Source organism: Microbacterium sp. 69-10, from assembly GCF_001897945.1.
Lineage (GTDB): Bacteria > Actinomycetota > Actinomycetes > Actinomycetales > Microbacteriaceae > Microbacterium.
On sequence record NZ_MKRT01000029.1, the window covers coordinates 21,565 to 37,804 of the forward strand.

General features: G+C 69.7%; 17 protein-coding genes and 2 pseudogenes. 2 read left to right on the forward strand and 17 right to left on the reverse strand.

Annotation, left to right across the window (positions count from 1 at the left end):
- On the reverse strand, positions 1–1,207 hold a 1,207-nt coding region (gene dnaE / locus BGN97_RS16025), incomplete at its 3' end, for a DNA polymerase III subunit alpha (RefSeq protein ID WP_292703691.1).
- A 72-nt stretch (positions 1,208–1,279) separates the two neighbouring features.
- On the opposite strand from dnaE, the gene BGN97_RS16030 reads away from it, so the two are divergent.
- Entirely contained in the window at positions 1,280–1,762 is a 483-nt protein-coding gene (locus BGN97_RS16030) for an NUDIX domain-containing protein (RefSeq protein WP_292703694.1), read from the forward strand.
- Here BGN97_RS16030 and BGN97_RS16035 read toward each other — a convergent pair.
- From BGN97_RS16035 to BGN97_RS16050, 4 genes and pseudogenes are all read right to left on the reverse strand, one after another.
- Positions 1,752–2,327: pseudogene (locus BGN97_RS16035) on the reverse strand (GNAT family N-acetyltransferase). The gene BGN97_RS16030 and the pseudogene BGN97_RS16035 overlap by 11 nt on opposite strands.
- 37 nt (positions 2,328–2,364) lie before the next feature.
- Complete coding sequence (locus BGN97_RS16040) at positions 2,365–3,108, reverse strand: hypothetical protein (protein ID WP_292703697.1); 744 nt, start codon at positions 3,106–3,108, stop codon at positions 2,365–2,367.
- A complete protein-coding gene (locus BGN97_RS16045) occupies positions 3,105–3,575 on the reverse strand; it encodes a DUF6114 domain-containing protein (RefSeq protein ID WP_292703700.1) in 471 nt (156 codons plus the stop codon). Before BGN97_RS16045 ends, BGN97_RS16040 begins: the two co-directional genes overlap by 4 nt.
- Positions 3,566–4,183 (reverse strand): DUF6230 family protein, encoded by a 618-nt coding sequence (locus BGN97_RS16050; RefSeq protein ID WP_292703703.1) that lies wholly within the window; start codon positions 4,181–4,183, stop codon positions 3,566–3,568. The genes BGN97_RS16045 and BGN97_RS16050 overlap by 10 nt, the downstream gene beginning before the upstream one ends.
- Before the next feature lie 93 nt (positions 4,184–4,276).
- Here BGN97_RS16050 and BGN97_RS16055 point away from each other — a divergent pair, with 93 nt between their 5' ends.
- On the forward strand, positions 4,277–4,876 hold the full coding sequence (locus BGN97_RS16055) for a TetR/AcrR family transcriptional regulator (RefSeq protein ID WP_292703706.1): 600 nt from the start codon (positions 4,277–4,279) through the stop codon (positions 4,874–4,876).
- Positions 4,877–4,882: 6 nt separating this feature from the next.
- On the opposite strand, the gene BGN97_RS16060 is transcribed toward BGN97_RS16055, so the two are convergent.
- The 12 genes and pseudogenes from BGN97_RS16060 to murD all read right to left on the reverse strand — a co-directional run bounded on the left by BGN97_RS16060 (position 4,883) and on the right by murD (position 16,239).
- On the reverse strand, positions 4,883–5,803 hold the full coding sequence (locus tag BGN97_RS16060; RefSeq protein WP_292703709.1) for an RluA family pseudouridine synthase: 921 nt from the start codon (positions 5,801–5,803) through the stop codon (positions 4,883–4,885).
- Between the two features lie 2 nt (positions 5,804–5,805).
- Positions 5,806–6,333 (reverse strand): signal peptidase II, encoded by a 528-nt coding sequence (lspA, locus tag BGN97_RS16065; protein ID WP_292703865.1) that lies wholly within the window; start codon positions 6,331–6,333, stop codon positions 5,806–5,808.
- 49 nt (positions 6,334–6,382) lie between these two features.
- Positions 6,383–6,958: a DivIVA domain-containing protein gene (locus BGN97_RS16070; protein WP_292703711.1), complete on the reverse strand. Its 576-nt coding sequence runs from the start codon at positions 6,956–6,958 to the stop codon at positions 6,383–6,385.
- A gap of 148 nt (positions 6,959–7,106) precedes the next feature.
- Positions 7,107–7,403, reverse strand: coding sequence for a YggT family protein (locus tag BGN97_RS16075; protein ID WP_292703714.1), 297 nt, complete (start codon positions 7,401–7,403; stop codon positions 7,107–7,109).
- Positions 7,404–7,405: 2 nt separating this feature from the next.
- Positions 7,406–7,867: a cell division protein SepF gene (gene sepF / locus BGN97_RS16080; protein ID WP_292703718.1), complete on the reverse strand. Its 462-nt coding sequence runs from the start codon at positions 7,865–7,867 to the stop codon at positions 7,406–7,408.
- Between the two features lie 44 nt (positions 7,868–7,911).
- A complete protein-coding gene (locus tag BGN97_RS16085; RefSeq protein WP_292703721.1) occupies positions 7,912–8,592 on the reverse strand; it encodes a YggS family pyridoxal phosphate-dependent enzyme in 681 nt (226 codons plus the stop codon).
- Positions 8,589–9,734, reverse strand: a complete 1,146-nt coding sequence (gene ftsZ, locus BGN97_RS16090; protein WP_292703723.1) for a cell division protein FtsZ — start codon at positions 9,732–9,734, stop codon at positions 8,589–8,591. Before ftsZ ends, BGN97_RS16085 begins: the two co-directional genes overlap by 4 nt.
- A 175-nt stretch (positions 9,735–9,909) precedes the next feature.
- Positions 9,910–10,785 carry an FtsQ-type POTRA domain-containing protein gene (locus BGN97_RS16095; protein ID WP_363331446.1) on the reverse strand — a complete coding sequence of 292 codons (876 nt, stop codon included), beginning with the start codon at positions 10,783–10,785 and terminating at the stop codon, positions 9,910–9,912.
- A 33-nt stretch (positions 10,786–10,818) separates the two neighbouring features.
- Positions 10,819–12,291: pseudogene (murC, locus tag BGN97_RS16100) on the reverse strand (UDP-N-acetylmuramate--L-alanine ligase); the annotation flags it as partial.
- Between the two features lie 12 nt (positions 12,292–12,303).
- Complete coding sequence (locus BGN97_RS16105; protein ID WP_292703729.1) at positions 12,304–13,377, reverse strand: UDP-N-acetylglucosamine--N-acetylmuramyl-(pentapeptide) pyrophosphoryl-undecaprenol N-acetylglucosamine transferase; 1,074 nt, start codon at positions 13,375–13,377, stop codon at positions 12,304–12,306.
- Entirely contained in the window at positions 13,374–14,735 is a 1,362-nt protein-coding gene (locus BGN97_RS16110) for a putative peptidoglycan glycosyltransferase FtsW (protein WP_292703730.1), read from the reverse strand. The genes BGN97_RS16105 and BGN97_RS16110 overlap by 4 nt, the downstream gene beginning before the upstream one ends.
- Positions 14,704–16,239, reverse strand: a complete 1,536-nt coding sequence (gene murD / locus BGN97_RS16115) for a UDP-N-acetylmuramoyl-L-alanine--D-glutamate ligase (RefSeq protein WP_292703733.1) — start codon at positions 16,237–16,239, stop codon at positions 14,704–14,706. The genes BGN97_RS16110 and murD overlap by 32 nt, the downstream gene beginning before the upstream one ends.
- Position 16,240 lies beyond the last annotated feature (1 nt).

The window sequence follows — 16,240 nt, forward strand, 5'->3', positions numbered from 1 at the left end:
GCTCGAAGATGAGGCCGTGCTCGAGCGGGTCGAGGTCGGTGATCCTCATCGCGTAGGCCACCATCGAGCCGGCTCCCGAGCCTCGGCCCGGTCCGACGCGGATGCCGTTGTCCTTGGCCCAGTTGATGAAGTCTGCGACGACGAGGAAGTAGCCGGGGAAGCCCATCTGCAGGATGACGCCGAGCTCGTACTCCGCCTGCTTGCGCACCTTGTCGGGGATGCCGCCCGGGTACCGGTAGTGCAGTCCCGCCTCGACCTCCTTGACCAGCCAGCTGTCCTCGGTCTCTCCGTCGGGAACCGGGAACTTCGGCATGTAATTCGCCGAGGTGTCGAACTCGACCTCGCAGCGCTCAGCGATCAGCAGCGTGTTGTCGCACGCCTCGGGGTGGTCGCGGAACAGCTGGCGCATCTCCTGCGCGGTCTTGATGTAGTACCCGTCGCCGTCGAACTTGAACCGGTTCGGGTCGTCCATGGTCGAACCGGACTGCACGCACAGCAGCGCCTCGTGCGCGTCGGCCTCGTGCTGGTGCGTGTAGTGCGAGTCGTTGGTCGCGACCAGCGGGATGTTCAGGTCCTTGGCCAGGCGGAGCAGGTCGGTCATCACACGGCGCTCGATCGAGAGCCCGTGGTCCATGATCTCCGCGAAGAAGTTCTCCTTGCCGAAGATGTCCTGGAACTCCGCCGCAGCGGCCCGCGCCGCGTCGTACTGCCCGAGGCGGAGCCTGGTCTGCACCTCGCCCGACGGGCATCCGGTGGTGGCGATCAGCCCCTTGCCATAGGTCTGCAGCAGCTCGCGGTCCATGCGCGGCTTGAAGTAGTAGCCCTCCATGCTCGATCGCGAGCTGATGCGGAACAGGTTGTGCATGCCCTGCGTCGTCTCGCTCCACATCGTCATGTGGGTGTACGCGCCCGATCCGGAGACGTCGTCGCTCTTCTGATCCGGCGATCCCCACGACACGCGGGTCTTGTCGCTGCGGTGCGTGCCCGGCGTCATGTACGCCTCGAGACCGATGATCGGCTTGATGCCCGCATTCTTCGCGGCGTTGTAGAACTCGAACGCCGCGAACGTGTTCCCGTGGTCCGTGACCGCGATCGCCGGCATCCCGTACTCGGCCGCGGCCTGCGTCATCGCCCCGATCTTCGCCGCACCGTCCAGCATGGAGTACTCACTGTGGACATGGAGGTGCACGAAGGAGTCGGAGGCCATGCATCGAGTCTACGAGGCGACCCCGACACCCGGGCATGCGGCCGTGGCGGCCGCTCCCGATACGCTGAGCCCATGGCCACTCCCGACTTCGTCCTCGCGCTGCGCGAGCACATCGGACACGCTCCGCTCCCCCTCGTCGGCACCACTGCCGTGGTGTTCCGCGACGAGAAGGTGCTGCTCGGCAAGCGCGCCGACAACGGCGCCTGGCAGTGCATCGCCGGCATCGTGGAGCCCGGCGAGGAACCGGCGGATGCCGCCGCGCGGGAGTGCCTGGAGGAGGCCGGGGTCGTGGTGTCGGTGGATCGGCTGGCCCTGGTGCATCAGCTGCCGAGGATCACGTACGCCAACGGCGACCAGGTGGACTACACCGACATCGTCTTCCGGTGCACGTGGGTGTCCGGCGACCCGCATCCGGCGGACGGCGAGCTCACCGAGGTCGGCTTCTACGACCTCGCCGCCATGGGCGACGTCGACGACGCGCATGTGCGCAGGATCGCGCTGGCGATGGCGGAGGACGATCCCGCGCATTTCCGCGGCGGACGCGTCAAGCGCTGAGGTCCAGCCGCATCAGCACGCGGGGGAAGCCGTCCAGCACCGATCCGGCGTCGGCGGCCTTCTCGAATCCCGCGCTCTCGAACAGTGCGCGGGTGCCGACGTACGCCATGGTGAGGTTCACCGCATCGCCGCCGTTGTCGACCGGATAGCCCTCGATCGCGGGCGCACCGCGTTCCCGTGCGTACGCCACCGCCCCCTCGATGAGTGCGTGCGTCACGCCCTGTTACCTGTACCCGGGACGCACGCGGAAGCACCACAGCGACCACACGTCCAGCTCGTCGACATGCGGGATCAGGCGGTTGCGCGCAAAACTCGTCTCGCGCCGGGGGTGCAGCGCCGCCCAGCCGACCGGCTGATCCTCCTGATAGGCGATCACTCCGGGAGGCGGATCCTGCCGGCAGAGCTCCCTGACCTTCGCGGACCGATCCGGTTCACGCAGCTTCCTGGCCTCGGTGCTGCCCAGCCGGTAGTTCAGGCAGAAGCACACGTTGGATGCGGGATTCCTGGGGCCGACGACGGCGGCGACGTCGTCGAACTCAGTCGCGGGACGCACCTCGATGCTCATACTGCGAGTCTGACGCACACCACCGACATCCGCCGGCTCACTTCTTCGCGACCATCCGCTGGTCGGTGTTCGTGTAGCTGATCGAGTCCGCGATCGTTCCCACCAGCCCCATCTGCACATGCAGCAGGCCTGGTTCGACGTCGTCCAGCGACGGGGGCGTGTCCAGCCCGAAGGTGAGCAGGGTCTGGCCGTCCTGGCCGGTCGCGGTCAGCGACCCGAGGTACACCGTGACATGTCCCTTGAGCGACATGGTGTCGGCGTCGGTGACCAGACCGTCGTGCTCCGGCGGGCGCACGGAGAGAGAGAAGCCGGTGATCGTGATCGTGTCGGCGCTGATCTTCAGCACGCGGATGCGATCCCCGTCGACGGTCGGCACGGTGACCAGGCCGATCGACTTCAGACCGGTGAAGGACAGCCCCTTGGAGGCCATCTGCGCCGGGGTCTTCGTGAACACGGGTGCGCTCTCGTCCGGCACGGCGGGCGCCGGCGTCGCGCTCGCGTCCGGTGCGGGCTGCGTCGGCTGACCGGCATCCGGTGTCTGCGCGCCCGGGCCGCCGGGCAGCGGCAGCCCCGGCAGCGGGATGCCCGGCTGGCCACCGGTCCCCGGCGTCGTCGGCGTGGGGGTCGGAGTCGGGCTCGGCGTCGGTGCCGGGCACCAGATGAGCGGGATGCACAGTGCCGGCCGCACCGCCGTCGGCACCGCCGCGCCCATCAGCAGCGGGGTCACCAGCGCGCACAGCGCGGCCGCCGCGAAGGCGGCGCAGGCGGGGCGACGGATCATGCGTCCTGCTCCTCGACCTGCCCGTCCCGGCGCGCCGCGCGCCTCTCGCGGCGCGTCAGTCTGCCGGGCATCCAGGCGACGACGAGGATGCCGCCGATGCAGCCCAGCAGCATCCCGACGACGAATCCGCCGAGGTTCACTCCCACGAGCGAGTACAGGGCGACGGCCAGCGCGATGACGCCGTAGAAGACGTGATGGGCGGGCATCAGCACGGCCAGCACGCCGAGCAGCACCAGCAGGATGGGGATGATCGTGGCCTGCAGCCCCTCGATGCCCAGCTGGATGTGCAGCTCGCCGAAGTCCAGCTGCCCGGAGAAGAACATCTCGATGCCGGACACGACCAGCAGCACCCCGCCGATCAGGGGGCGCTGCCGCCGCCAGTGACGGAATCCCGACTCGGCGGGCGCGTGCTGGGCATCCGTCATGGTCGTCTCCGAGGACTCAGCGAGCTCGTCGCTCAGAAGCATCCCTGCGATCCGTCCGTGAGCTCCAGCGTCATGCCCGTGAGGGTGAAGACGGACGCCTGGGTGCTCCATGCGGTCTGCTGCAGGTTCTTGATGGTGACCGAGTCGGCGTCCTGGGCGAAGTCGCCCGCGGTGCCCTTCGACTCGGTGTTCACGGTCGACGCGTCCACGCCGATGCGGATCTTGCCGAAGGACGCGTCGCCCTTCAGGCCGGTCATGCCGATCTGCAGGTCGGAGGCGCTGGCGGGGTTGCCGCCCCCACCGGCCTTGATGAGCACGCCCACCTTGCCGAGCGGGGTCTCGGAGACCACCGACTGGCAGAGGTCGGCGAGCGTGGCGCTCTTGATGTTCGCGATCGCGACGCTGTGCTCCCCGCCCTCGGTGTCCTTCGTGACACCCGCGTACTGCGAGAACCCAGTGCCCTCGAGCAGGCTCGCGCTGATCTGGAACTGGCTGCCGGACACGGCGAAAGACACCGGGACCTGGCCCTGGGCGACACCGCCCATGAGCACGGCGGCGACGATGCCGACCGGCACGGCGGCCAGAGTGATTCGGCCTGCGTGCGAGGCGGTGGCCTTCGAGATCAGCTTCTTCGGGTTGCGGAACTTCATCGATCCTCCTGATGGTCGCGTCGACATCGGCGCACGAGCCAGATTACCGCTCATTGACTTCTAGTCAATACCGCGCGCCGATAGGATCGGGACATGTCCGCCGAGCGTCGCCTCCGTCTCACGCCCGACGAACGCCGGGAGCAGCTGATCGCCATCGGCGTCAACTTCCTCGCCGAGCACACGCTCGACGAGCTGACGATGGAGGCGCTCGCGCAGCGCGCCGGCGTCTCCCGCCCCCTGCTGTTCCACTACTTCGACACGCGCCAGGGCATGCACCTCGCCGTGGTCGCGACCGCCAGGGACAGCCTGCTGCTGGCCACCGAGCCACGCCCCGAGCTGCCGCCGCGCGAGCGCATCGAGGACACGCTGCTGCGCATCGCCGAGTTCGTGCAGCAGCACCAGGGCACGTTCCACTCGCTGGTGCGCGGCATCGCCAGCGGGGACTCGGCTGTGCGCCGTGTGGTGGACGAATCCCGCGAACGCAACGCCGAGCGCCTGGTCGAGGCGTTCACGGAGCTCGGTGCGCCGGACTCCCCCGCGCTGAGGATCGCGCTGCGGGCCTGGGTGTCGTTCACGGAGGAGACTCTGATCAGCCTGCTCGTGGAGCGCGACGCCTCCCCCGCGGACGTGGTGCGCTTCCTGCTGGGCACCATCGACGGCGTGGTCGGCGCCGCCGGCGAGCTCAGGGTCTGAGGCCGGCTACTCGCCGCGCAGCACGTCGAGCGCGTGCTGGAAGTCCTCCGGGTACGGCGACTCGAACTGCACCCACTCCCCCGTCGCCGGGTGGGTGAACGCGAGCTGATGCGCGTGCAGCCACTGCCGGGTCAGGCCGAGCCGCGCGGACAGCGTGGGATCAGCGCCGTACAGCGGGTCGCCGACGCACGGATGCCGGTGCGCGGCCATGTGCACCCGGATCTGGTGCGTGCGGCCGGTCTCCAGGTGGATCTCCAGCAGTGAGGCGCCGGGGAAGGCCTCGAGCGTCTCGTAGTGGGTCACCGAGGGCTTGCCGTCCGGGACGACGGCGAACTTCCAGTGGTGGTTCGGATGCCGTCCGATCGGCGCGTCGATCGTGCCGACGAGCGGATCCGGATGCCCCTGCACCACGGCGTGGTAGATCTTCTCGACCGTGCGCTCCTTGAACGCGCGCTTGAGCGCCGTGTAGGCCGCCTCGGTCTTGGCGACGACCATCAGGCCGCTGGTTCCCACGTCGAGCCGGTGGACGACGCCCTGCCGCTCCGGCGCACCGCTGGTCGCGATGCGGAAGCCCGCGGCGGCGAGAGCGCCGACCACGGTGGGCCCCTCCCAGCCGAGGGAGGGATGCGCGGCCACCCCCGTGGGCTTGTCGATCACGACGATGTCGTCATCGTCGTGCACGATTCCCAGCTCCGGCACCGCGATCGGCACGATGCGCGGTTCCTCCTTGGGCGACCAGCTCACCTCGAGCCAGCCTCCGGCGCGAAGCCGATCGGACTTGCCCAGCTGCACGCCGTCGAGGGTCACGCCACCGGCCTCGGCGACCTCGGCGGCGAAGGTGCGCGAGAAGCCCAGCATCTTCGCCAGCGCGGCGTCGACGCGGGACCCCTCCAGCCCGTCCGGGACGGGCAGGGTGCGGCTCTGCATGCTCACGCCTCGTTCGCGGCGGCCGCGGCGTCCGCCGTCGGCGCGTCGCCCTTGGCGTGATCGCGCTCGCGCGTGCCGTCCAGGCGGAGACCCACGACCACCAGCAGCGCCACCGAGATCATCCCGGTCACGATGAACACATCCGCGACGTTGAAGATCGCCGGCAGCATCCACGGCATCGAGATCATGTCGACCACGTGCCCCACGGCGAAGCCGGGCTCGCGGAAGAGACGATCGGACAGGTTGCCCAGCACGCCGCCGAGCAGGCATCCGAGCACCAGGGCCCACAGCCGGGAACGCACGCCCAGGGTCTTCCAGACGATCACCACGGCGACGACGGCCAGCGCGATCGTGAAGATCCAGGTCATGCCGGCGCCGATCGAGAAGGCGGCTCCGGAGTTGCGGATGTAGAACAGCTGCAGGAACTCCCCCAGCACCGGCACGGCCTTCTCGGAGGGCAGATGCTGGATGGTGAGGTACTTCACAAGCTGATCGGCGGCCAGCACGAGCGCCGCAAGGATCGCGACGATCGCACCGGCCGCCGACCGACGAAGGGGACGACGTCCTGTCAAGATCGACCTACAGGCCGATGGCGGAGACAGGGGTCGAGTCAGACGTCGACTTCTGGTCCAGGTCGCGGAGCTGACCCTCGATCATGGCGCGGAGCTTGCCGCGGTAGTCGCGCTCGAACTCTCGCAGCTCGGTGATGCGTCCCTCGAGCGTGTTGCGCTCGCGCTCCAGGCGTGCGGACTCCTCGCGCTGCTTGGCCTCGGCCTCGGTGCGGATGCGGGCGACCTCGGCCTCGGCGTCGGCGATCAGCTGGCGGCGCTTGGACTCGCCCTCTGCGACGTGCTCGTCGTGCAGGCGCTGCGCCAGCTCGATGATGCCTGCAGACGTTCCCGTGGCGGATGCACCGCTGGCCGGAGCCGGAGTGATCGGGGCTGCGGCGACGGGGGCGGCAGCGACCGGACCCGTGTTCTGGCCGGACTCGAAGGCGGCGAGCTTGGCCTTGAGCTCGTTGTTCTCCTCGAGGGTCTTGCGCCACTCAACGACGATCTCGTCGAGGTAGTCGTCGACCTCTTCGGGGTCGAAGCCGTCCTTGAAGCGGACGTGCTGGAACTCCTTGTGGACGACGTCATCCGGGGTAAGTGCCATGGGTGGCTCCTCTTTCGATGAGTTCTTTTCGGCCAGTCGTTGAAGACGGCGCGGTGTTCTTCAGACGCGTACCCGGGGCGCGCGTCTGGGAGCCAAGCATAGCCCCCCAGCCTGTGCGCCGCGATGAGAGGACGACTCGGAAGTCACCTCAGAAGGCACGCGCGACGGTCAGCAGGATGATCACGAGGATCATCGTCAGGGTCCAGCCGAAATCCAGCGCGATCGTGCCGATCCGCAGCGGCGGGATGACCCTGCGGAAGAACCGGATGGGCGGGTCCGTCAGAGTGAAGACGGCCTCCGCCAGGACCAGGCCGACGCCTTTCGGACGCCAGCCGCGATTGAACATCGGGATGTAGTCCAGCACCAGCCGGGCCAGCAGCACGATCATGTACAGCGTCAGCACCAGCTCGGCGATGCCGCCGATGATGCTGAGGGGTGTCGCCAAGGTCAGGAGTCGAACGAAGCGGACTCCGCCTGGGCGAGGCCGCCCTGGCCGGACACCGCGATGTTCTCAGGCGACAGCAGGAACACCTTGCTGGTGACGCGCTCGATGCGTCCGTACAGCCCCAGCGACAGGCCGCTCGCGAAGTCGATCAGACGACGCGCGTCGGCATCGCTCATCTGCGAGAGGTTGATGATCACCGGCACGCCCTCGCGGAAGTTCTCCGCGATGACCTGCGCGTCGCGGTACTGCTTGGGGTGCACGGTGAGGATCTCGTTCACCGCGCCGGCAGCCGGCTGGTGCACGGCCGTGGGGCGACGCAGCGGGGTCACAGGGGCAGGAGCGTGCTCCTCGCGCTCGCGCTCGCGCGGTGCACGGGCCACGGGCTGCGTGGCCTCCTCCTCGTAGACCTCTTCCTCGTCGGCGAGGCCGAGATACACCATGGTCTTCTTCAGCGGGTTACCCATCGTGTCCTCCGGTTCGAGCGATGCGGGCTGGTCTGGTTGAAAGGTTAACCCCGGTCGGGGCGAGGTCCTGTGATTGCGGAGCCGATCCGCAGGTGTGTCGCGCCGGCGTCGATCGCCTGGACGAAATCGCCGGTCATGCCTGCCGAGATCCAGGTAGCGCCCGGCGCGATGACGCGGACGCGGTCGGCCACCGCGCGCAGGCGCGCGAACGCGGATGCGGGATCCTCATCCAGCGGGGCCACTGCCATGACCCCGCGCAGGCGGAGCGACTCGAGGCCGAGCACGTGCTCGGCCAGCGCCTCGGCATCCGCCAGCGTGCTCCCGCCGCGCCCGGCGTCCTCCGTGAGGTTCACCTGCACGAGCACATCGAGCACGCGGTCGTCGTCGGCGGCGCGGTGCAGCGCATCCGCCAGTCGCGTGCGATCGACCGAGTGGACCACGTCGGATGCCCGCCGGATCGCGGCGGCCTTGTTCGTCTGCGCCTGGCCGATGAAGTGCCAGCGGACGTCGTCCAGGTCCACGAGGTCGGCGCGCTTGGCACTGAGCTCCTGCTGGCGATTCTCACCCACCTCGGTCACGCCGAGGGCGCGCAGATCGCGGACCAGCTGGGCCGGGTGGAACTTGGTGACCACGATCCGGGTGATGTCCCCGGGATCGCGGCCCGCGCGCCGCGCGGCCTCGGCGATGCGGTCATCGATCGCCGAGAGCCGCGCCGCGAGAGTCACTTCAGGAACTCGGGGATGTCGAGGTCGCCGTCGTCCGGGAACGCCGGCTCGATGCTGGTGGGGGCCGAGACGGACACCGTCGGCTTCACCGGCTCGACCACGACGTCCTCGACGGACTTCTCGTCCACGCGCACCTCGGGCAGCGGAGCGGCCTCGGGACGCTTGACGTCGAACGGCTCCAGGCGCGGAGCGGGCTCGCCGCCGTCGAACCCGGCCGCGATGACGGTGACGCGCACCTCGTCGCCGAGGGTGTCGTCGATGACGGTTCCGAAGATGATGTTCGCCTCGGGGTGCGCGGCCTCCTTGACGAGGTCGGCGGCGTCGTGGATCTCGAAGATGCCGAGGTTCGACCCGCCCTGGATCGAGAGCAGCACGCCGTGAGCGCCCTCGATGGACGCCTCCAGCAGCGGGGACTCGACGGCGAGTTCGGCGGCCTTGATCGCACGATCCGCGCCGCGCGCGGATCCGATGCCCATCAGGGCGGAGCCGGCGCCCTGCATGACCGACTTGACGTCGGCGAAGTCGAGGTTGATCAGACCGGGGGTCGTGATGAGGTCGGTGATGCCCTGCACACCGGCGAGGAGCACCTGGTCGGCCGTGGCGAACGCCTCGATCATGGAGATGCCGCGGTCGCTGATCTCGAGGAGGCGGTCGTTCGGCACCACGATGAGGGTGTCGACCTCTTCCTTGAGCTTGGCGACGCCGGCCTCGGCCTGGCTCTGGCGACGGCGTCCCTCGAAGGAGAACGGCTTGGTGACGACACCGATGGTCAGCGCGCCGATCGACTTGGCGATCCGCGCGACGACGGGCGCACCGCCGGTACCCGTGCCACCGCCCTCTCCCGCGGTAACGAAGACCATGTCGGCGCCGGTCAGCGCCTGCTCGATCTCCTCCGCGTGGTCCTCGGCGGCGCGACGGCCCACCTCGGGGTCCGCACCGGCGCCCAGCCCGCGGGTGAGCTCCCGGCCCACGTCGAGCTTCACGTCGGCGTCGCTCATGAGCAGCGCCTGCGCGTCGGTGTTCACGGCGATGAACTCGACCCCGCGGAGCCCGAGATCGATCATGCGGTTGACGGCGTTGACGCCGCCACCGCCGACGCCGACGACCTTGATCACGGCGAGGTAGTTCTGGTTCTGGCTCATGGCCGGCCTCCGTTATTCGAGCCTGACGAGGGAGAAACCTTAAACCTCAAGAAGAGGGTTAAACTATTTCCCGGTATTGCGTTCTCGTCATCGACGGTATGCGCAACCGACGCCGCTGCCCGCACCGACACGGCGTGTCGTCGCGATCCCTCAGCGGACGACCGGAACAGAGCCCTCAGCGGACAACGGGAACGGAGGGCGCCGACACGTCGAAGCTCCGCGCCTCGGGCGAGTTCTTGATGAGCACGACCAGCACCAGCGCTTTCGTCACGGAGTCGTCCTCGCTCCCCCACAGCACGGTCTTGCCGTCGGCGAGGGACAGCGTGACGTCGTCGAGGGTCGACGCGGAGACGGCGGTGACCTGCGCCCGCAGATCAGCCGGAAGGGAGCGGATGACGAGTCCCGCGCTGCGGAAGGCGGCGGAGTCCGCCCCACCGGTGATGCTCAGGACTGGCTGTCCCTCCGGCTTGTCCGCCGTGGTGGCCAGCACGACCCCCGCCGCATCGACGAGCGTGTAGCCCCCGTCGGTGCGGACCACTCCCACCGGCGTGCGCTCCACGATGCGCACCAGCAGTTCGTGCGGCGGTCGCGCCTCCAGGGAGTACGACTCGATCATCGGGAACTCCGTGAGCGCGGACTTCACGGCGCTGTCGTCGATCAGCGCGAGCGGAGACCCGATCTCGCCTTCGAGTGCCTTCTGCACCGCTGCCGGATCGAGCGCCTTCGCCCCCGCCACCGTGATCTTCTCCACGGCGAACAACGGACTGTAAGCCGCGAGGACGCTGCCGAGCACGAGCGCGACGACGGCGCCGATCGCGGTCCACCAGACGATCCTCCTGCGACGCGACCGCTGGGTGAACCGGCGGATCTCCGCTCTCAGCGCCTTCCGCCGCGCACGGGCCGCGCGCCACACGTCGCTGCTGCGCACGGGAGGAGCCTGCTCCTCGGCATCCGGCGTCGCGTCCTCGATCACCGCGGTGTCGGCTGCGGAGCCGGCCTCCTCGGGATCCGTGCCCGCGGCGGGGCGCGCTCCGCGCCTCGCGTCGCGCACGTCCGCCCGGTCGGCGTCCGCCCTGTGCTGAGGTCGAGGCGCGGACGTCTCGGCCTTCTCCGGCTCCTTCGCGGAGGCCGGGAGCGGTGCGGGGCGTCGCATGCCTCAGACCTCGGGCGTGCGCCGGAGGGAGTCGAGCACCTGTGGGATGATCTGGTACACGTTGCCGCAGCCGAGCGTCACCACGACGTCGCCGTCGCGCGCCACCTGAGCGGTGTAGTCGGCGGCCTGCTGCCAGTCGGGGACGTAGTGCACGTGCGCCTGGTCGGCGAACGCGCCGCTCACGAGCTCGCCGGTCACGCCGGGCACGGGATCCTCGCGTGCACCGTAGACGTCGAGCATCACCGTGTGGTCGGCGAGCTCCTCCAGCACCTCGGCGAACTCCCGGTACATGTGCTGAGTGCGCGAGTACGTGTGCGGCTGCTGGATCGCGATCAGGCGGCCCGAGCCCACCACGCCGCGCATGGCCTCGAGTGCGGCCCGCACCTCGGTCGGGTGGTGGGAGTAATCGTCGTACACGCGCACGCCGCGCGCCTCGCCGTGCAGCTCGAGCCGGCGCACCGTGCCCGCGAAGCCCTCCATCGCCCCCGCGGCATCCGCGAGGCCGTATCCGAGCGTCATCAGCACGGCGACGGCGCCGGCGGCGTTGATCGCGTTGTGCGCCCCCGGGACCGCCAGCTGCATCCGCACCGAGTCGTCACCGTGCACGAGCGTGGCGGAGACCGGACCCGTCGTGTCGATGTCGACGATGCGCAGGTCGGCATCCGCCGCACGGCCGAACGTGATGACGTTCTGGTGGTCCAGGCCCGCGTGCACCCGCAGCGCGCCGGGGTCGTCCGCCGAGATCACGACCGCCTCGCGGGCCTCGTTCCCGAAGCGCACGAACGCGTCGTAGAAGGCGTCCTCGGAGCCGAAGAAGTCCAGATGGTCCGGGTCGACATTCGTGATCAGCGCGACCGAGGTGTCATAGAGCAGGAACGTGCCGTCGGACTCGTCGGCCTCGATCACGAACAGCTCGTCGGCGCCCGAGGAGCTCGAGATGCCGAGCTGCTCGATCACTCCGCCGTTGACGAAGTTCGGGTCCGCTCCCAGTGCCTGCAGCGCGGTCACCAGCATCCCGGTGGAGGTGGTCTTGCCATGCGCTCCCGCGACCGACACCAGGCGTCGGCCGCCGATCAGCCAGTGCAGCGCCTGCGAGCGGTGGATCACATGCAGCCCCCGCTGCTTGGCGGTGACGAACTCCGGGTTCTCCGGCCAGATGGCGCCGGTGTGCACGACGGTGTCCGCATCGCCCAGGTGCGCGGCGTCGTGGCCGACGTGCACGGTCGCACCGGCCTCGGCGAGGGCGCGCAGGTTGGCGCTGTCGGCGCGGTCGGAGCCGGACACGCGAATGCCGGCGTCGAGGAACATCCGGGCGAGGCCGCTCATCCCTGATCCGCCGATCCCGATGAAGTGGGCGGAGGTGATCGTCTCGGGGATGGGGAGGGTGAGGTCGGGTCTGATCATGTCGTCACCAGTCTACTTTTCCGCGAGTGCGCGATCGATGAGCGCGACCAGGTTCTCGGTGCCGGTGCGCGTGCCGACCCGCTGTGCGGCCTCGGACATCCGGGCGATCCGGTCCGGGTCGCCCAGCAGCGGCACGACCTGCGTGCGCACGGCATCCGCGTCGAAGGTGGCGTCGTCGAGCAGGACGGCCGCACCGGCCGCGACGGCCGAGGCCGCGTTCAGCCTCTGCTCGCCGTTGCCGACCGAGTACGGCACGTAGAGTGCGGGGAGCCCGAGCGCGCTGATCTCGCTCACGGTCGCCGAGCCGGAGCGCGACACGATCAGATCGGCGAGGGCGAAGGCCAGGTCCATTCGATCGACGTAGCGGCGCATCGTGTATCCCGGCACTCCGGGGTCCGCCAGGTCGCTGCGCTCCCCCGTCACGTGCAGCAGCTGCCATCCGGCGTCGAGCACATCGCGCCAGGCACCGGCGAACGCCTCGTTCAGGCGCAGCGCGCCCAGCGAGCCGCCGAACACCAGCAGCACGGGACGGTCGGCGTCCAGCCCGAACTCCTCTGCGGCCTCGGCACGGCTCGCGGCGCGGTCCAGCTCGACGACCTCACGGCGCAGCGGCATCCCCACGACCTCGCCGCGCTTGAGCGGCGTGCCCTCGAAGGCGACGCCGACGCCCGCGGCACGACGCGCGCCCAGCACGTTGGCGAGGCCCGGCTTGGCGTTGGCCTCGTGCACCACGAAGGGGATCCGCTCCCGGCGCGCGGCGACGTAGGCGGGAGCTGCGGCGTACCCGCCGAAGCCGACGACGACATCCACACCATGGGTGCGGATGTGCGCGCGCACCTGCGCGACGGCGCGGCGGAAGCGGGCTGGGAACGCCAGTGCGGCCCGGTTCGGACGGCGCGGGAAGGGAACCTTGTCGACGATCAGCAGCCGGTACCCCCGGGCGGGGACCAGACGCGACTCGAGGCCCTCCCGGGTGCCCAGCACGAGCACGTCGTCGCCATCGCGCTCGCGGAGCAGATCACCGACGGCGAGCAGCGGATTGACATGGCCGGCGGTGCCTCCGCCGGCCAGAAGATAGGTGGTCACTTCGTCTCGCTTCGCTCGCTCAGTACAACGCCCCTGGCGACCTTACCCTTTCGGGATGCGGCGCCCTTTCGGGGGGCGATGCTCTCGCGGCCTGCCGCGGTCTTGCGGGGTGCGGTGCTGCCGCGTGTCCCGGTCGCGTTCCGGGGCGCTGCGACGGCGTCCTTCTGCTTCGCCGGTATCGTGCGCGCGAAGGCCAGCAGGATGCCGCAGGCCATCATGGCCGACAGCAGCGACGTGCCGCCCTGCGACATGAACGGCAGCGGAACGCCCATGACGGGGAAGATGCGCACGACGACGCCGATGTTGAACAGGGCCTGGCCGATGATCCAGACCGTGATGCCGCCCGCCGCGATGCGCACGAACGGGTCGGACGTGCGGCGGATGATGTGGAAGGCGCCGACCGCGAAGACGCCGAACAGCACGAGCACCAGCAGGCAGCCCAGCAGTCCCAGCTCCTCGCCGACGATGGCGAAGATGTAGTCGTTCGAGGCCGCGGGCAGCCAGTACTTCTCCTGGGAGTTGCCGAGCCCGACGCCGAAGATCCCTCCGTTGGCCATGCCCCACATGCCGTGCACGGCCTGGTAGCACTCCTTCTCGGCATCGCACGTCGACGGGTCGAATGCCGCCAGGATGCGCTTCATGCGGTTCTCGCTGCTGAGCGCGAAACCCAGCACGCCGATCAGGCCGAGGATCGCCGGGATGATGAACAGCCGCAGCTTCGCGCCGGAGAAGAACAGGCAGCCGAGCACGACGAGCACCAGCACCATCACGGTGCCGAGGTCGTCTCCGGCGAGCACCGTCCCGATCGCCAGCACCGCGACGGGCACGACGGGGATGAAGACCTGATGCCAGGTGCCCAGCTTGGACTGCTTGCGCATCAGCACGAACGCGATCCAGACGGCCAGCGCGAGCTTGAGGAACTCGGAGGGCTGCAGCTGCACGCCGGCGACCCTGATCCAGTTCTTGTTGCCGTAGGAGGACACGCCAAGACCGGGGACGAACACGAGCAGCTGGAACAGCACGCCGAAGATGAGCATCGGCCAGGCGACCTTCTTGAAGAACGCGACCGGCAGTCTGCTGACGATGAACATCAGCGGGATGCCGACGGCCGCGAACATCCCCTGCCGCAGCGCGTCCGCGTACGGCGCGGTCGGCTTCGCGCTGGTCGCCGACAGCACCATCACCACCCCGAAGATGGTGAGCAGCACGGCGGTCGACGCGATCATCACGAACTCGGTCGAGGGCGGCGTGAACAGCCTTCCGAGCGAGACGCGGGCGGAGAGTCCCCTGCTCGCGGCGCCGGTGCGCTCGGCGCCGTCAGCGCTCTCAGTGCGCGGTGGGTGAGTCGTCTGCGTCATCAGCGCTCCCCCGTCCGATCCATTCGCGCACCGCCGTGGCGAAGCGCTCTCCCCGATCCGCGTAGCTGGAGAACTGGTCGAAGGATGCCGCCGCGGGAGCCAGCAGAACCGTGCCCTCGCCGTCGATCATCTCCGACGCGATCTCCACCACGCGGTCCATGACCCCTCCAGTCTCAGCGGGGACGACCTCCTGGACCGGCACGTGCGGCGCGTGTCGCCGGAATGCCGCCAGGACGGGCTCGCGGTCCACCCCGATCACGATCGCGCCGCCCGCGGTGCCGCCGGCGTGCGCGACGAGATCCCCGAGGTCGACGCCCTTGAGGTCGCCGCCCACGATCCAGATCGCGCCGGGATAGGCCCGCAGCGAGGAGGCCGCGGCATGCGGATTGGTCGCCTTGGAGTCGTCGACCCAGCGGATGCCGTGGTGCTCCGCCACGACCTCGATGCGGTGGGCGTCCATCCTGAAGGTCTGCAGCGCATCGCGGATGTCCGCCGGCTCCACTCCCAGCGACCTGGCGAGGGCGGATGCCGCGAGGATGTTCTGCACGACGTGCGGTGCGGCCAGGCCCGCGGCGCGCAGCGCGTCCACCGTCGTGAGCTCCAGCGCGCTGTGCCTGCGGTCGTCGTGGAACGCCCGATCGACGAGGATCCCGTCGACGACGCCCAGGTCGCTCGGCCCCGGAGTCCCGAGGTCGAAGCCGATGGCGCGGGCGCCCTCGGTGACATCCGCCTCCTCGACCATCCGCAGGGTGGCGAGGTCCGACTTGTTGTAGACACAGGCGACCTTCGTATGACGGTAGACGAACGCCTTGGCGGCACGGTACGCATCGGCGCTGCCGTGCCAGACGAGGTGGTCGTCGGCGAGGTTGAGACAGGTCGCGGAGTACGGGACGAGCTGACCGGCCGGAGCCGACTGCCCGATGTACCAGAGCTGATGGCTGGAGAGCTCGACCACCAGGACGTCGAAGCCGCCCGGATCCCGAACGGCATCCAGCACCGGGACCCCGATGTTGCCGCACGGCGCCGCGCGCAGTCCGCCCGCGTCGAGCAGGGTCACGGTCAGCTGGGTGGTGGTGGTCTTGCCGTTGGTGCCGGTGATCAGCACCCACTCGGCCGGGGTGCCGTCGGCGCGCAGCACCTTGTCGCGAACCCGCCAGGCCAGCTCGACGTCGCCCCACAGCGCGATGCCGTTCTCCTTGGCCCATCGGATCACCGGGTGCGAGGGCGGGAACCCGGGCGAGGCGAGGACCACGTCCGGCGCGAAGTCCTTCAGGACGGCGGGCACCTCGGAGAGCGGGCCCAGCTCGAGCCGGGCGCCGATCACGGGCACGAGGCGCGCGTACTCCTCGGACGCGTCCTCGGAGAGCACGAGCACCTCGGCGCCGAGCTCGGTGAGCGTGTCGGCGGCGGAGAAGCCGGTGACGGACAGGCCGAGCACGGCGACGCGCAGGCCGGTCCAGTCGGAGTGCCAGCTGGTCAGGCCTTCGAGACGTTCGGATGCCATC

What these genes read in the sequence shown, in the direction of transcription:
- BGN97_RS16060 (WP_292703709.1), bottom strand. Translation starts at nt 5,803, where the DNA reads ATGCAGAGCCGCACCCTGCCCGTCCCGGACGGGCTGGAGGGGTCCCGC.
- BGN97_RS16055 (WP_292703706.1), top strand. Translation starts at nt 4,277, where the DNA reads ATGTCCGCCGAGCGTCGCCTCCGTCTCACGCCCGACGAACGCCGGGAG.
- BGN97_RS16050 (WP_292703703.1), bottom strand. Translation starts at nt 4,183, where the DNA reads ATGAAGTTCCGCAACCCGAAGAAGCTGATCTCGAAGGCCACCGCCTCG.
- murD (WP_292703733.1), bottom strand. Translation starts at nt 16,239, where the DNA reads ATGGCATCCGAACGTCTCGAAGGCCTGACCAGCTGGCACTCCGACTGG.
- ftsZ (WP_292703723.1), bottom strand. Translation starts at nt 9,734, where the DNA reads ATGAGCCAGAACCAGAACTACCTCGCCGTGATCAAGGTCGTCGGCGTC.
- BGN97_RS16070 (WP_292703711.1), bottom strand. Translation starts at nt 6,958, where the DNA reads ATGGCACTTACCCCGGATGACGTCGTCCACAAGGAGTTCCAGCACGTC.
- BGN97_RS16110 (WP_292703730.1), bottom strand. Translation starts at nt 14,735, where the DNA reads ATGACGCAGACGACTCACCCACCGCGCACTGAGAGCGCTGACGGCGCC.
- sepF (WP_292703718.1), bottom strand. Translation starts at nt 7,867, where the DNA reads ATGGGTAACCCGCTGAAGAAGACCATGGTGTATCTCGGCCTCGCCGAC.
- BGN97_RS16030 (WP_292703694.1), top strand. Translation starts at nt 1,280, where the DNA reads ATGGCCACTCCCGACTTCGTCCTCGCGCTGCGCGAGCACATCGGACAC.
- BGN97_RS16045 (WP_292703700.1), bottom strand. Translation starts at nt 3,575, where the DNA reads ATGCTTCTGAGCGACGAGCTCGCTGAGTCCTCGGAGACGACCATGACG.
- BGN97_RS16040 (WP_292703697.1), bottom strand. Translation starts at nt 3,108, where the DNA reads ATGATCCGTCGCCCCGCCTGCGCCGCCTTCGCGGCGGCCGCGCTGTGC.